The 15,579-nt window shown below is 37.0% G+C and carries 18 protein-coding genes and 1 riboswitch; of the genes, 7 read left to right on the forward strand and 11 right to left on the reverse strand.

Annotated elements, in window-relative coordinates; translation table 11 throughout:
• Window positions 1-67: 67 nt before the first annotated feature.
• Window positions 68-1,387: a Na+/H+ antiporter family protein gene (locus ABH957_RS01660; RefSeq protein ID WP_404445193.1), complete on the forward strand. Its 1,320-nt coding sequence runs from the start codon at window positions 68-70 to the stop codon at window positions 1,385-1,387.
• A 25-nt stretch (window positions 1,388-1,412) separates the two neighbouring features.
• Here the strand turns inward: ABH957_RS01660 and ABH957_RS01665 are convergent, their stop codons facing one another.
• On the reverse strand, window positions 1,413-2,339 hold the full coding sequence (locus ABH957_RS01665) for a LacI family DNA-binding transcriptional regulator (protein WP_404445196.1): 927 nt from the start codon (window positions 2,337-2,339) through the stop codon (window positions 1,413-1,415).
• A 114-nt stretch (window positions 2,340-2,453) separates the two neighbouring features.
• Window positions 2,454-2,930, reverse strand: a complete 477-nt coding sequence (locus tag ABH957_RS01670; protein ID WP_404453980.1) for a GNAT family N-acetyltransferase — start codon at window positions 2,928-2,930, stop codon at window positions 2,454-2,456.
• 82 nt (window positions 2,931-3,012) lie between these two features.
• Between ABH957_RS01670 and ABH957_RS01675 the strand changes: the two genes are divergently transcribed.
• Window positions 3,013-3,936: an alpha/beta hydrolase gene (locus ABH957_RS01675; protein ID WP_002014993.1), complete on the forward strand. Its 924-nt coding sequence runs from the start codon at window positions 3,013-3,015 to the stop codon at window positions 3,934-3,936.
• A 10-nt stretch (window positions 3,937-3,946) separates the two neighbouring features.
• Here ABH957_RS01675 and ABH957_RS01680 read toward each other — a convergent pair whose 3' ends face one another.
• On the reverse strand, window positions 3,947-4,192 hold the full coding sequence (locus ABH957_RS01680; protein WP_002014992.1) for a DUF2552 family protein: 246 nt from the start codon (window positions 4,190-4,192) through the stop codon (window positions 3,947-3,949).
• A 139-nt stretch (window positions 4,193-4,331) separates the two neighbouring features.
• Here ABH957_RS01680 and ABH957_RS01685 point away from each other — a divergent pair, with 139 nt between their 5' ends.
• The 5 genes from ABH957_RS01685 (at window position 4,332) to ribH (ending at window position 8,754) form a co-directional block, all read left to right on the forward strand.
• Window positions 4,332-4,538, forward strand: coding sequence for a CDGSH iron-sulfur domain-containing protein (locus tag ABH957_RS01685; protein WP_001151582.1), 207 nt, complete (start codon window positions 4,332-4,334; stop codon window positions 4,536-4,538).
• Window positions 4,539-4,728: 190 nt separating this feature from the next.
• A riboswitch (FMN riboswitch) is annotated at window positions 4,729-4,872 on the forward strand.
• A 309-nt stretch (window positions 4,873-5,181) separates the two neighbouring features.
• Window positions 5,182-6,294, forward strand: a complete 1,113-nt coding sequence (gene ribD, locus ABH957_RS01690) for a bifunctional diaminohydroxyphosphoribosylaminopyrimidine deaminase/5-amino-6-(5-phosphoribosylamino)uracil reductase RibD (RefSeq protein ID WP_404453983.1) — start codon at window positions 5,182-5,184, stop codon at window positions 6,292-6,294.
• Complete coding sequence (ribE, locus tag ABH957_RS01695; protein WP_219303491.1) at window positions 6,276-6,920, forward strand: riboflavin synthase; 645 nt, start codon at window positions 6,276-6,278, stop codon at window positions 6,918-6,920. Before ribD ends, ribE begins: the two co-directional genes overlap by 19 nt.
• 12 nt (window positions 6,921-6,932) lie before the next feature.
• Window positions 6,933-8,144: a bifunctional 3,4-dihydroxy-2-butanone 4-phosphate synthase/GTP cyclohydrolase II gene (ribBA, locus tag ABH957_RS01700; protein ID WP_404445210.1), complete on the forward strand. Its 1,212-nt coding sequence runs from the start codon at window positions 6,933-6,935 to the stop codon at window positions 8,142-8,144.
• A 148-nt stretch (window positions 8,145-8,292) separates the two neighbouring features.
• A complete protein-coding gene (gene ribH / locus ABH957_RS01705; RefSeq protein WP_000230892.1) occupies window positions 8,293-8,754 on the forward strand; it encodes a 6,7-dimethyl-8-ribityllumazine synthase in 462 nt (153 codons plus the stop codon).
• Between the two features lie 23 nt (window positions 8,755-8,777).
• Here ribH and ABH957_RS01710 read toward each other — a convergent pair whose 3' ends face one another.
• The 8 genes from ABH957_RS01710 to ABH957_RS01745 all read right to left on the reverse strand — a co-directional run bounded on the left by ABH957_RS01710 (window position 8,778) and on the right by ABH957_RS01745 (window position 15,540).
• On the reverse strand, window positions 8,778-9,098 hold the full coding sequence (locus ABH957_RS01710; RefSeq protein ID WP_002088493.1) for a hypothetical protein: 321 nt from the start codon (window positions 9,096-9,098) through the stop codon (window positions 8,778-8,780).
• Between the two features lie 181 nt (window positions 9,099-9,279).
• Window positions 9,280-10,278: a biotin synthase gene (gene bioB, locus ABH957_RS01715; protein WP_113937121.1), complete on the reverse strand. Its 999-nt coding sequence runs from the start codon at window positions 10,276-10,278 to the stop codon at window positions 9,280-9,282.
• Window position 10,279: 1 nt separating this feature from the next.
• Complete coding sequence (bioC, locus tag ABH957_RS01720; protein ID WP_404445215.1) at window positions 10,280-11,089, reverse strand: malonyl-ACP O-methyltransferase BioC; 810 nt, start codon at window positions 11,087-11,089, stop codon at window positions 10,280-10,282.
• Entirely contained in the window at window positions 11,055-11,795 is a 741-nt protein-coding gene (locus tag ABH957_RS01725; RefSeq protein WP_404445218.1) for an alpha/beta fold hydrolase, read from the reverse strand. Before ABH957_RS01725 ends, bioC begins: the two co-directional genes overlap by 35 nt.
• A complete protein-coding gene (bioF, locus tag ABH957_RS01730) occupies window positions 11,792-12,979 on the reverse strand; it encodes an 8-amino-7-oxononanoate synthase (protein ID WP_404445221.1) in 1,188 nt (395 codons plus the stop codon). Before bioF ends, ABH957_RS01725 begins: the two co-directional genes overlap by 4 nt.
• Window positions 12,945-13,673 (reverse strand): dethiobiotin synthase, encoded by a 729-nt coding sequence (bioD, locus tag ABH957_RS01735; RefSeq protein ID WP_404445224.1) that lies wholly within the window; start codon window positions 13,671-13,673, stop codon window positions 12,945-12,947. The genes bioF and bioD overlap by 35 nt, the downstream gene beginning before the upstream one ends.
• The gene (gene bioA / locus ABH957_RS01740) at window positions 13,673-15,106 is read right to left on the reverse strand and encodes an adenosylmethionine--8-amino-7-oxononanoate transaminase (RefSeq protein WP_404445226.1); all 1,434 of its coding nucleotides are present in this window, start codon (window positions 15,104-15,106) and stop codon (window positions 13,673-13,675) included. Before bioA ends, bioD begins: the two co-directional genes overlap by 1 nt.
• A gap of 77 nt (window positions 15,107-15,183) precedes the next feature.
• Entirely contained in the window at window positions 15,184-15,540 is a 357-nt protein-coding gene (locus ABH957_RS01745; protein ID WP_404445229.1) for a hypothetical protein, read from the reverse strand.
• Between the last annotated feature and the right edge of the window lie 39 nt (window positions 15,541-15,579).

Consider the following 15,579-nt stretch of genomic DNA (forward strand, 5'->3'; position numbering starts at 1 on the left):
CAAGTATATGTCACTACAAACACTTGCTTGCCTTAACAGAATAAAAATTAGGGAGATTACATTTATTATGAACGCTGTACTCATCGCAGTAGCAGTCATGCTACTGCTTAGTTTGTTACGTGTCCAAGTCATTGTCGCCATTATCGTTGGAGCTTTAACAGGCGGACTTATCGGCGGACTCGGTATTTCAGAAACAATTAGTACTTTTACAGCCGGTCTTGGGAACAGTGCTCCTATCGCATTAAGCTACGCAATGCTCGGTGGATTTGCTATTTCCCTTTCAAAAACAGGACTTCCTGATGCAATGATCCAATCAGCTTTAAAATGGATCGGCAACGAACAAGACACGAAAAAACAAGTCTATTCTAAAATACTTATATTATTTATCATTTTAATAATGGCTTGCTTCTCACAAAATATTATCCCTGTTCATATCGCCTTCATCCCAATCTTAATTCCAGCACTTTTAAAAGTATTAAATGAGCTGAGGGTGGATCGTAGGCTTGTAACATGTCTTATTACATTTGGGTTAATTACCCCTTACATGTGGGTTCCAGCAGGGTTCGGAAAAATTTTTCATGACGTATTGCAAACAAATGCTGCGCAAAGCGGTCTTACATTTGATGTCGCACTTATTCCAAAAGCGATGACTATTCCAGCAATCGGTATGATTATCGGATTATGTGTAGCGGTTTTCATTACATACCGAAAACCACGTACATATGAAACAGAACAAATTCATTCTGCACAGAATGAAATCGTTCCCTATACGAAAAGAAGCATTACTTTGGGTTTATTATCAATACTCGCTACATTAACTGTGCAATTAGCAACAGAATCAATGATTTTTGGTGCTTTAGCAGGTATTATCGTCTTATCAGTTAGCGGTAGCCTCCCTCTTAAAGAAGCCGATGCTATTTTAACGAGTGGAATGCGTATGATGTCCTTTATCGGATTTGTTATGATTTCTGCCGCTGGATTTGGCGCTGTTCTTCGAAAAACTGGACATGTTGAATCTCTTGTGCAAACGAGTGCACATATAATCGGAAATAATAAACCGCTTGCTGCATTTCTTATGCTCATTATTGGACTTCTCGTTACGATGGGAATTGGCTCTTCCTTTTCAACCATCCCAATCTTAACAACAATTTTCGTACCGTTATGCGTCCAGCTCGGATTTAGTCCCATGGCTACAATCGCAATTATCGGTACAGCTGGTGCACTTGGTGATGCAGGTTCTCCAGCATCTGATAGTACACTTGGACCAACGTCCGGTTTAAATGCTGATGGTCAGCACCATCATATATGGGATACATGTGTCCCAACATTTCTACACTATAATATACCGTTACTTATATTCGGCTTTATTGCCGCAATTACACTATAAAAGGTGCGTTTTAAAAACGCACCTTTTACTTTGTTGTTTCTCTCTCAATGCATCTAAATTCTGTTTCCACTTCTTCTTGTCGCACTTGTTTCTTCTTTATTTTTCCTATTAACTGTTGAAAAGCTATTTCCCCATTTTCTTCGATATAACTTCCAATCGTCGTTAATGATGGACTTATCCATTCACCCTCTACACTCCCGTTAAATCCAATGATTTGTAACTTACCTGGTATATGAATATTAAGAGTTTTCGCCGCCCTGATTAGCTCAATAGCGACCTTATCACTTGAAGCTACAACCCCATCTATGTATGGATGCTTTTGTAACAATTCAAGAAACTGTTGATTCGTATACCCTTGTACAATTCCCTCTCGATAAGAAAGTCCTTCTTTCCAAGCAGTATCTAGAAATCCTGCCACATGCTCTTCCATTTCTTCACTCTCTACTTCCTCACCGATATAAGCAAGAAACTGGCAGCCTTTCTCTTTTAATAAAGAAACAGCTTTCTGTCCACTTTCATAATAGCTCATAAGAGATTGTCGTTCTTCAAGCACAGCGAAAGGAAGTGAGATTTCTCCTATACTTCGAAAAACAGATTTCGTCATTATAACGCCTGCAATGTTATTTTGCGCCAACATATCTATGTATCTATTCTTATTTTCTATATTACAAACTATTACTTGATACCCTTCTTTGTATGCTATTTCCTCAACGAAACGGAGCAAAGTGATGTATGATGGATTATGCAAATTATCTACAAGTAATGCAATCACCGTTGAAGGCTGTTTAAATAAAGGCTTTGCTGTAGCATTCGGTCTATAATGTAATTCTTCAATTGCTTTTTTTACTTGTTTCACCGTATCTTCATGGACATATCCTTTTTCGTTAATGACTCTTGAAACGGTTGCGACTGAAACACCGGCCAATTTTGCAACATCACGTATAGTTGCCACATCGTCACCCCTTAATATGGTAATAGATTACAATTTTAAATTAAACCAAAATATAACATTCGTCAAGGTTATTGTTTTATATTTCTGAAAATTGTTACACAATTTCCACTCTACTCAGAAAATATACTCCAGCTGAATTTCATGTGAAATCGCGATATTATCATAACCAATAAATGGAATTTCTTTCTTTATTTTTCGTGCTTCCTTTACCGCATCAATATATAAGTTCGTCATCATGAAGCTACGTTTTTGATAAAAACGAAGTGCGTTCATATTATCATTCGTCGTAATAAGCCACACTTTTTTACATTCGTTCTCTTTTGCCACTCGCAATACACAATCCACCAGTTTTGTACCAATCCCCTTCCCTTCCTCAAAACTATTTAACGATACAATTTCACACATGTTTTCTATCACTTTATATGTTAAAATTCCTACTATTCTGTTATTTCTAAGTGCAATAAAACCAGGTAATTCTTCTAATTGATGTACTCTGCCTCGCGAGACCATCATTGAGCTTCCCCAGTTTTCACACATAAAATCCTGAATTGCTTCTTTCATTTCTGGTGTGATTTTTTGTATATGAACCATACACGATTTCTCCCCTTTTCACATCATTGTGATACAATGTTAGTGTATCACATGTAGAGGTATTTGGAGGATGAGGTAAAGTATGAAACGTTTTTTTACAGCATTGTTTACTATACTAGGCGCACTAACTGCGATTGGGATTTTCTTTACAAATAAAGTTATGTACTTGAAGAAAAAAACAGAGGAAGAAGTTTTAGAACGCGAAACGAAAAAGCATTTTCATTTGGACGATTTTAAGGCTATTCAAAAAGAAGAGGTTCACATCCCTTCTCAATTCGGATACGAACTTCACGGATATTACATGCCAGCTGGTCATTCCAATAAATTTATGATTTTTTGCCACGGTGTGACTGTAAATAAAATGAATTCCGTTAAATATGCAAACTTATTTTTAAATAGAGGATATAACGTATTTATTTATGATCATCGCCGTCATGGTAAAACCGGTGGTAAAACAACAAGTTATGGCTATTATGAAAAGCATGATTTAAAGTCAGTAGTTGACTGGCTAAAAGATCGTTTCGGAACGAATATTACACTCGGAATTCATGGTGAATCTATGGGTGCTGCAACTCTTCTTCAATATGCAGGACTTGTAGAAGATGGTGCTGATTTTTATATTGCTGATTGTCCTTTCTCTGATTTTTATGGACAGTTACAACATCGTTTGAAAGTTGAGTTTCATTTGCCAAAATGGCCTTTATTACCTTTAGCAAATGCCTTTTTAAAAGTTCGTGATGGCTATACAATTCGTGAAGTTTCACCAATTGATTGTATAAAAAATATTAACAATCCGGTTCTCTTTATTCATAGTAAAGATGATGACTATATTTTATCTGATATGACGAAATCACTTTATGAAGCGAAAGAAAATAATAAACAGCTTTATATTGCAGAACATGGTGCACACGCTTGCTCTTATAATGAAAATAAAGAAGAGTACGAAGATGCCATCGATCAATTTTTAAACACATATGTAAAAGAAACAAAAAACAGGCTTGCATAAGCCTGTTTTTTTACTGCGCTAAAACGTCTGTAACTTGTTCCATATTTTCAGAAATCCACTTTACTGCCTCGTCTAGCGTTGGGAATTCCGTCGTTTGAAAAGTTACCTCATCTTGAAGTAACCAAACATCTTTCGGTTCTTGTCCTACACCTGCGATTGACCAATGAAGTAAACTATATGGATGATTATCATTCAAAAATGATGCCCATGTGCGCTCATTTGCAATATTTTGTAGTGTGTGTAATTTTTTATCCATCTTTCGTCACCTTACTCTAGTCAGTTATAAAAACTATTATAACACTCTCTTCTCTCTCAAACAAAGTGCTCTTTTTATATTGTCAAGTACTCTCCCTAATTATATGATGAGAGTAAGCGTTTGGAAAGGAGGGATAACGTTGGCAAAAGTACAAATTAAAGTGAATGATAATGGCTCTTTTCGCGTTACAGGGGACGTGGAATTAGTTGACTCACAAGGGAATGTATTCCCAGCAAAACCGGCATTTTCTTTATGTCGTTGTGGTTTATCAAAAAACATGCCTTATTGCGATGCTTCGCATAAAGGAAAATTCGAGTCTGTTGTTAGAGCACCAGAGGCAGAGTAATTTTGGACGTAACATGCACATTTTTTTGTGCATGTTTTTTCTTTTGATCAAAGCCTATACAGCCCTTCCCCTTTCAACATTTCTATTACTTTCGTCCCCATTCAAATCGGCATATATTTTCACACAATTCTTCACATTCGAATATTTTCCACTTTGCTTTTTTCTTTTTTGTGCTATAATGTGAGCAAACAACATCCTTCGGGGTCGGGTGAAATTCCCAACCGGCGGTGATGAAGCGATAGCTTCTAAGTCCGTGACCCGTTTTCAACGCGAAAACGGTGGATCTAGTGAAACTCTAGGGCCGACAGTATAGTCTGGATGGGAGAAGGATATGTTTTCTAGTAATTTTATATAGCGAATACACTTTTATTTCAGTATGCATATTTTTAAAGTTTCATTTTGAATCTTTATATATGTTTTATTTTGTATACTTATGTTTCTATACTGAAATAAAAAGATACGACTAGCGTTGAAAGAATTTGATATTTTGCTAGGTTTTTTCCTTATGCCAAAATATCAGTCATCGTTAGGTTTCTTTCCTATACTTTCGTATTCGAACTATATTTCTAGAAATCACGTCTCCCAAACCCCAAGGATATAAAATCCTTGGGGTTTTTTGATTTTTTCAGGAGAGGTGAAAAGAATGACAGATCAAGAATATATGAGGATTGCCTTGCAGTTAGCACAAGGAACATCGGGACAAACAAGCCCAAATCCTATGGTTGGTGCTGTTGTTGTAAAAGATGGAAACATCATAGGAATGGGAGCTCACTTGCGTGCTGGTGAAGAACATGCCGAAATTCATGCACTTCATATGGCTGGTGAAAAAGCAAAAGGTGCTACTGTTTATGTAACACTTGAACCGTGTAGCCATTTTGGAAAAACACCACCTTGCTGTGAATTACTCATTGAAAAAGGAGTTCAGCGTGTTGTAATTGCTACTCTTGATTGCAATCCACTCGTTTCCGGAAATGGAAAAAGGAGATTAGAAGAAGTTGGAATCGAGGTAACTACTGGTGTTCTTGAGGCGGAAGCCACTTTATTAAATCGATACTTTTTTCACTATATGAAAACGAAACGTCCCTTTGTAACAATAAAAACAGCAATGAGCTTAGATGGAAAAACAGCAACTGTAACCGGTGAAAGTAAGTGGATTACAGGCGAAGAAGCACGCGCTGACGTTCACCAATATCGTCATATACATGATGCTATTCTAGTCGGTGTGAATACAGTTCTAACTGATAATCCACACTTAACAACACGAATTTCAAACGGAGGTAAACATCCTATACGCGTTATTTTAGATACCCACTTACGAACGCCGCCATCTTCTCATGTCATAACAGATGGCTTAACTCCGACATGGATTATTGTCGGTAAGGATGTAAATAAAGAGAAAATAGCGTCTTATGAATCTAACAATATAGCTGTATTCCAAATGAAAACACAGCAAATTGAAATACAAGATGTCCTATCCCTGCTCGGTGAGAAACAAATTCTTTCTCTGTTCGTTGAAGGTGGTCAAACGGTGCATGCAAACTTCTTAAAAACAAATAGTTTTAATGAAATCGTGACCTATATAAGCCCGAAATTAATTGGTGGAAAAGATGCACCCACCTTATTTGGCGGAGCTGGTTTTTCGAAGTTACAAGATGCACTTTCCTTAACAATTCAAGAGATGAAACAAATCGGTAATGACATAAAAATTGTTGCAACCTTAAAAAGCGAGGTGACGGAATGTTTACAGGAATCGTAGAAGAGTTAGGAACGATATCAAGCATGACTCAAAGTGGTGAAGCAATGAAGCTAACTATTAGCGCGAATCAAATTTTATCCGATGTCAAATTAGGTGATAGTATCGCGGTTAACGGCATTTGCTTAACAGTAACTACTTTTACGACTACTTCATTCACTGTCGACGCAATGCCTGAAACAATGAAAGCAACATCACTTCGTATGCTAAAGCCAAGTGCCAAAGTGAATTTAGAACGGGCGATGGCTGCAAACGGACGATTCGGTGGACATTTCGTCACCGGACATATCGATGGCATCGGTACGATTTTAACTAAAAAACAACATTACAATGCCATCTATTACAAAATAGCAATTTCTGATGAATTACTACGCTATTGTTTGCATAAAGGATCCGTTGCTGTTGATGGCACTAGCTTAACAATATTTGATATAGACGAATCTTCAATTACAATTTCACTCATCCCCCACACAGTAAGCGAGTCTATAATCGGAGAAAAAAAAGCCGGGGACATCGTAAACATTGAGTGTGACATGATTGGAAAATATATTGAACGCTTTATCTCAAAGCCCGCAAAAAGAACTGGTTCAATGACCGAAAGCTTTTTACAAGAAAACGGATTTCTATAAGGAGGAAGCACAATGTTTCATCGTATTGAAGAAGCTCTAGAAGATTTAAAACAAGGAAAAGTCGTTATCGTATGTGATGATGAAAACCGAGAAAATGAAGGCGATTTTATTGCTTTAGCAGAGTACATTACACCAGAAACGATTAATTTTATGATTACACACGGTCGTGGTCTCGTTTGCGTACCGATTACGGAAGGGTACGCAGGACGTCTACAGTTAGAACCAATGGTATCTCATAATACAGATTCACATCATACTGCTTTTACAGTAAGCATCGATCACGTTTCTACAACAACAGGCATTAGTGCTCATGAGCGTGCTACAACAATACAGGAATTATTAAATCCCGCATCTAAAGGAACTGATTTTAACCGCCCTGGACATATCTTTCCATTAATTGCGAAAGAAGGTGGCGTCCTTCGCCGCGCAGGTCATACAGAAGCTGCTGTTGATTTAGCAAAACTTTGCGGAGCTGAGCCCGCCGGCGTCATTTGCGAGATTATAAATGAGGACGGTACGATGGCACGTGTACCTGATTTAATAGAGTGTGCAAAACAATTTGATATAAAAATGATTACAATTGAAGATTTAATTGCTTATCGCCGCCACCACGAAACACTTGTGACGAGAGAAGTGGCAATTACATTACCTACAGATTTCGGTAATTTCCATGCAATTGGCTATTCTAACTCATTAGATATGAAAGAACATATCGCGCTCGTAAAAGGTGATATTTCAACAGGCGAACCTGTACTTGTACGCGTTCATTCAGAATGCTTAACAGGAGATGTATTTGGTTCGTGCCGCTGTGATTGCGGACCACAGCTACATGCTGCACTTGCTCAAATTGAGCGTGAAGGAAAAGGTGTTCTTCTCTATATGAGACAAGAAGGACGAGGCATTGGCCTTCTGAATAAGCTTCGCGCTTATAAGTTACAAGAAGAAGGGTTAGATACTGTAGAAGCAAATGAAAAACTTGGGTTCCCAGCTGATCTTCGTGATTACGGTATTGGTGCTCAAATTTTAAAAGATTTAGGCTTACAAAGTTTACGATTATTAACGAATAATCCACGAAAAATTGCTGGCTTACAAGGTTACGATTTAGAAGTAACCGAGCGTGTACCGTTGCAAATGCCAACAAAAGAAGAAAACAAAACGTATTTACAAACGAAAGTAAGCAAATTAGGACATTTACTAAACTTATCCCGCATTAACGGGCAGTAAAACTCCCACCTCAAAATTCGGCTGGAGCAAAGAAGTTAGGTGGGAGATCAACTGCCCGTAAAGGCCCGATTGGTTCAACTAATAATCAGCGGGGGATGAATCCCCCACTGATTATAGTTTCACTTTATAATTAAAGGAGAGATACATTATGGTATTCGAAGGTCATTTAGTTGGTACAGGATTAAAAGTTGGGGTTGTTGTTGGACGTTTTAATGAGTTTATTACAAGTAAGTTACTTGGCGGAGCTTTAGATGGATTAAAGCGTCACGGTGTAGAAGAGAATGATATTGATGTTGCATGGGTTCCTGGTGCATTTGAAATTCCTTTAATCGCTAAAAAGATGGCCAATAGCGGAAAATATGATGCTGTTATTACATTAGGTACAGTAATTCGCGGTGCTACAACACATTACGATTACGTTTGTAATGAAGTAGCAAAAGGTGTTGCTTCTTTATCACTACAAACGGACATTCCAGTTATTTTCGGTGTATTAACGACAGAAACAATTGAACAAGCGATTGAACGTGCAGGTACAAAAGCTGGTAATAAAGGATATGAATCGGCAGTTGCTGCGATCGAAATGGCTCATTTATCAAAACAATGGGCTTAAAAAAGAGGCTACGGCCTCTTTTTTTATTTTCTCACCTTTTTTCGTACATCTTCTATTAATTCATCCATCGTTTTTCCTTCTGTTTTTATACGAAGAGCTTGTGCTGTTCTCCACACATTTTCTCTCTTTTCCGCTTCTTCTATAATAGAAATTTCCTTCCTCACTTCTTTTAAATCTTTTCCTTCTGTTTCAAGCCCAAAATGTTCAGCTTTCGTTCGAAAATGCTGTTCAATTCTTTGTTGCATTTCTTTTTGTTCAGGATTTTCAGCCGCCTTAACTGGATCAGCACTTATCGCTTTTATTAAAATCAGACAGGTCATAATAGTTAATATGTATTTGTACATGTAAAATCCTCCAACCCGATATAAATTACATTTTTACTATGTACAATTAGGGCTTGGAAAATTCGTCCACAAAATTATTTTTCTCGTCCAAAAGTGACTACTATCAAGCGTTAATGGACTTTTATTACATTTTATTTACAAAAAAAAGCAAACCCTTTAAAGAGTTTGCTTTTCATCTATCTTATAGCGCACATTCTTCAATCTCAAATCCTAAATCTTCAATCATACCCCAGTCCGCAGTCGGCTCTTGTCCAGCTGTTGTTAAATAGTCCCCGACAAAGATAGAGTTTGCTGCAAATAAACCAAGTGGCTGTACAGAACGTAAATTAAGTTCTCGACCACCTGAAATACGAATTTCTTTTGTTGGATTTACAAAACGCATCATCGCCAGCACTTTTAAACATTCTACAGGTGTTAATTCTTTTTGTCCTTCAAGCGGAGTACCCTTTACAGCAACAAGGAAATTACATGGAATAGAATCAGCATCTAAACGTTGTAATTCAAATGCAATTTCAGCGCGCTGTTCAATCGTTTCTCCCATTCCGAAAATTGCTCCAGAGCATGGAGAAATACCGGCTTGCTTCGCTTTTTGGACTGTATCAACACGATCGTCATACGTATGCGTTGAACAAATGCTATCATAATTGTTGGCATGCGTATTTAAATTGTGATTATAACGATGCACACCAGCTTCTGCTAACTGACCTGCTTGATCTTCATTTAAAAATCCTAAACAACAGCAAATTTTTAAATCTGTCGTTTCACGAATTTCCTTAACTGCTCCAATAACGTGATTTACTTCTTTATTCGTCGGACGACGACCAGATGCAACAATACAATATGTACCTGCTTTACGACGAATTGCTTCGTGCGCTCCTTCAACAATTTTCTCTTGTGTTAACCATGCATACTTATCAATCGGTGCTTCTGAAATAATAGACTGTGAACAATACCCGCAATCTTCAGGGCATAAACCAGATTTCGTATTTATAATCATGTTCAACTTTACTTTCTTACCAAAATGATGATGGCGAATGATGTAAGCTGCATTCATAATTTCTAAAACCTCTGTATCATCAGCTTCTAATATTGCAATTGCATCTTCTTTCGCAATCATTTTCTCTTCTACTACGTCGTATGCAAGTTTTTTCCAATCCCTTTTTATTTGTACTTGTTTCATTTCATCTCTTCCCCTCTTTTGTTATATACGTAAATAAAGCATGATATGTTGCTACTATCCCTTCTTTTTCCGTGAAGTCTCTTTCGTATATACGAAGCATCGTACGAAAGAGTGAAGGGCTTTGACAATAAGACTCTTCATTACTATTGGTCGCTCCTACTTTTCGAATAGAATGTAGAAACTCCCTAACTTCTGCAAATCTTTCTATGTAACATGTTTCAGAAACATGTACATTTCCTAATGGCATTTCACATATATTTACTAACTGTTCTTTCGAAACGAATCGTTGTCCTATTGAAGTACAATTGTGTATCCCCTTTTCTTTCTTAGCGCGCTGAAAAGACGTATGCAATTCTTGAAAAGTCGTATTACCAAACGTGGAAAATAATAATATTCCTTCTTCAGACAAATAGTTAAATAAATTTTTCACTGTCTCTTTTAAATCATTAAGCCATTGAAATGTAGCATTTGAAATGATGACATCATATGAATTTTCTAATTTTAATTGTTCAATATCTTCACATCGAAACATCACATTTTCCAAACTTTTTCTAGTTTTCGCGACTGCAATCATCTCATCAGCAAAATCCACAGCTGTAATATGAACTTTCGGAAATAAATTTGATAATTGCTCTGTTACATATCCTGTCCCGCATCCAAGTTCTAAAATACGTATCGATGATGTTTCACTATATCGTTCCTTCAATGTAGAAAGTAACGAATACGCCATCTTTTTTTGTACATTTGCATATTGATCGTAGGATACAGCCGCCCCGTTAAACCGTTTTTGCAGTAACGTTTTGTTGATCATGTCGTATCCCCTCTACAAATTGAATAATTTCATTTGCGCAATATTCAAAATTCGTTACACATAATGCATGCCCAGCACCGCTTACTACTTTTAGGTTGGCATTCGTATTATTGGCCATACTATGGGCTGCAGACAATGGACATATTACATCCTGCTCTCCATGAAGGAGTAACAGCGGGGCTTTCATATCTATTACTTCATTTCTCATATCTGTTTCTATTAAATAATCTAAGCCTAATTGTAAAGACTGAATCGAGTCTCCTTTAAACTTCTGCGCAATCTCTTCAAAACTCGTATTCTCCCTCAGCTCACTTTTTGTAAACATATTTTCATAGAAACGCTTCAAAGTATCTTCTTTTTTTCTCGTTAAATTCTTTTTCATACGTTCTACATGCAAGGAATTCCATCCACTTGTATAGTCACTTGTATTGGTAAATTTAGCGGTACCACCAATTAGTACCATACCTTGGGCCTTAATCTTTTTATAAGCTTGTACTGCCGCTAACGCTCCTAGTGACCATCCAACTAAAATTACATTTTCATCCTGCGATACATCTATTATTCGCCCCGCAAATTCACTTTGTTCTTTCACGTTACGCCAATCTATACATTGAACAGAATATCCTTTAAAATACGGCAGAACCAAAGTCCAAACACCTTCTTCCATTCCCCATCCTGGAATAAAAATAAGCTTTAGCTCTTTCATACTAAAAACCCCTCTTCTTTACCAATGCATATAATATGCTGAATAGCCCATTTTAAATCGGCTATTGTATGTTGTGACGTAACTGCAAAACGGACTCGGGAACTACCAACTGGAACAGTCGGCGGACGAATTGCAATGGCTGCGATACCTACCTCTTGTAACCTTTCACTAAACCGTAAAGTATTTTCATTTGACCCAACTACAATCGGTACAATATGAGTTGAGCTATTCCCAATATCAAAACCAGCTTCTTGTAAATGCGTCCTGAAATATGCACCATTCTCTATAAGTCGCTCTCTTCTTTCGTTATCTTCTTTCACAATTTCAATTGCTTTTCGGATCGCCCCTAATGTTCCTGGTGGTAAAGCTGTAGTAAAAATCAAGCTTCTCATCATATTTTGTAAATACTCTATATAAATGGAATCACCCGTTAAATACGCACCATAACACCCTAAAGCCTTACTAAACGTCCCCATATGTATATCAATTTTTTGAGCAATATCTTTTTCTACATGAGATAATCCGGCTCCACCGATTCCATATATTCCACTTGCATGTGCTTCATCAACTATAATGATTGCCCCGTATTTCTCTTTCAGCTGAACTAAGCCTCTCAAATATGCAATATCTCCATCCATACTAAAAATCGTATCTGTTACGATTAATTTTCTCTTTTCTGGTGACGCTATTTGCAACATCTTTTCTAAATGATCCAAATCATTATGACGATATCTTTTATGCTCTGCTCCGCTTAATATAATTCCATCAACAATACTTGCGTGATTTAATTTATCACTAAAAACCATATCGTGACGACAGGATAAAGCAGATATAGCACCTACATTTGCTGTATACCCGCTATTTACAATTAAAGCTTTTTCAGTACCTTTCCAATCACATATACTTCTCTCAACCTCTTCATACAGTGGATAATTTCCTACAACGAGACGAGAGGCAGTCGCTCCAGTTCCATATTTTTTTGTGCAGACAATAGCAGCTTCTTTCAACCTTTCATCTCCAGCTAACCCTAAATAATTATTTGATGCTAAATTTAGCATCCTTTTCTCATTTCGAATAAGCCATGTCTCTTCCGCTTTCTCTGTTACATGTAAATTACGATACTGCCCTTGCTCCTTTAATTGTTCTACTTTAGATTGAAGATGCGTGCGCCACATTTGATTCATTTTGGATGAGCTCCTCTAATTTTGAAATCATAATATGTTCTTTTGCCGATTCCAATAATTCTTCCCTTGTAAACTCACCTTCAAGGAATGGTAATAACCCTAAAACCGGCACGCCACTTAACTCCTCAATCATTATTTTATTTTCTTGCACTCTTTCTTTTTCATATCCTTTACATCCAGATAAAATTACACCTGCTACTTTTAATCCATGTGCTTTTGCATAAGAAATTGTTAAAATAGTATGATTAACTGTCCCAAGCGTAGGACGCGCTACTACAATAAGAGGAAGCTGTAATTCTTTTGCAAAATCAATCACTAAAGCATCTTCTGTATATGGAACTGCAAGCCCACCAGCCCCTTCTACAAATAGGCTATTAAACTTTTTTAGTAGTTCATTATAGTGATCAGTAATTTCTTTTAACGTTACTGTCCTTCCAGCTCTTTTCATGGCAAGTCTCGGAGCAAGTGGTTCTTCAATGGAATAAGGACAAATTTCATCCTCTTCTGTCGGTACACCCGATAATGCTTTTAACCTTGCTGCATCACCCTCAGGATTTGATGCAACATGTCCACTTTGCAACGGTTTATATACACCAACATTATGTCCACGCTCTCGAAATATACCTGCCAATGCTCCTGTCACTACCGTTTTGCCAACTTCTGTATCCGTTGCTGTTATAAAGAAACCACTCATTACTCTCCCTCCGTAACATCCGAGATTGCTTTATATAAAATGCGTAACATCTCATCAATCTCAGCCACCGTAGATGCAAGAGGAGGCATAAATACAATCGTATTACCGAGTGGTCGCAAAATCATGCCCAGCTCTCTTGAGCGTTTACACACTTGAACACCGACTCTTTCTGTCCATTCAAACGATTCTTTCATTTCCTTATTCTTCACAAGTTCAATACCAACCATTAGCCCACACTGACGAATATCTCCTACGTGCTTATATTCATTAAGAGCTTCTAATTGTGCCGCTACATATTCTGCTTTATGCGCAACATCTTCTATTAAATTAGTCTTTTCATATAGTTCTAAATTTGCAATTGCTACGGCACAACCTAACGGATTCCCTGTATAACTATGACCATGGAAAAACGTTTTTTGTTCTTCATAGCCTCCTAAAAAGGCATTATAAATTTCATCTGTCGTTACCGTAATTGCCACCGGTAAATAACCACCTGTTAAACCTTTTCCGGCTGTTAAAATGTCTGGCGTCACATCCTCGTGTTCACATGCAAACATTTTCCCGGTACGCCCAAATCCAGTCGCTACCTCGTCTGTAATAAATAATACATTGTATTTTGCACATAAATCGCGAAGCCCTTTTAAGTATCCTTTTGGCATTGTAATCATCCCACCAGCACCTTGCATTAATGGCTCCACAATAATAGCTGCTACTTCTTCATGTTTTTCTTGTAGCATTTCTTCCATTTCTTCTAAATGTTTCTTTACAATTTGTTCCTTATTATCTCCATAAGGAGAACGATATGTATATGGATACGGCATTTTAATTGCCTCAAATAATAGTGAACTATACACTTGGTGAAACAAGTCTATTGCCCCCACTGAAACAGCACCTATCGTGTCACCGTGATATGCTTCTTTTAATGTAACAAATCTTTGTTTTTTCGGTTTTCCTTTATGCTGCCAATATTGAAAGGCCATCTTAATTGCAATTTCAACGGCGCTAGAACCAGAGTCTGAATAGAATACTTTCTTCAAACCTTCTGGTACAACTTCAATTATTTTTTCTGCTAATAAAATAGATGGAACGTTAGCAAGTCCTAGCATAGTAGAATGAGCAATTTTATTTAATTGCTCGCGAATTGCCTCATCTAGTTCTGGTACTTGATGCCCATGAACATTTAACCAAATAGATGAAACACCGTCCCAATATTCATTTCCATTTACATCGTATAGCTTTCTTCCCTCTCCACGTTCAATAATGACAGGATCTTCTTCTAAATAATCTTTCATTTGTGTAAATGGGTGCCATACGTAATCTTTATTCTTCTTCGATAATTCTTCATATGTATAAGATGATTTTTCACTCGTGTTACTATTAACAGCCACAATTGCCACCCCTAATGTTAACTTATTTATAAATAAAGTTAACATTAAAAATAAATGACTGTCAATTATTTTTAAATCAAATAGTTCTTAAAAAAGAACAACTTATCATACGATAAGTTGTTCTACTTTCCATGTTGTATCTTTCCAATTTCTAAAATAATCTCTTCATCTTTTTTTCCTTCTGTATCAATTCCAAGTTGCTTAGCATGCTCAATTAACAAATCATGGCGCTGCTCAAATCTAGTGGTATCTACTTCTTTTGTAACCTCTTCTTTTGTTTTCCCCTCAGTAGAAACTCCTAGTTTCGTAGCTGCTTTTTCCATCGATTTCTTCTCTTCATTTTCTTTCACTTTCTTCACTTCTGACTGCTGTATTTGCTTTTGTTTCGACTGCTCTGATTCAGCTGCAAAAGCTGTGTAAATTCCAGCACTTCCGCCAACGACTAGTAAGGTGGTAAAAAGAATTATTTTTTTCTTCACTCTTTCCTCCCCTTTCAAATTCATTATAACGCACACTTT

Origin of the sequence: Bacillus sp. RC242 (assembly GCF_044908245.1) — a bacterium.
Classification (GTDB): domain Bacteria; phylum Bacillota; class Bacilli; order Bacillales; family Bacillaceae_G; genus Bacillus_A; species Bacillus_A mycoides.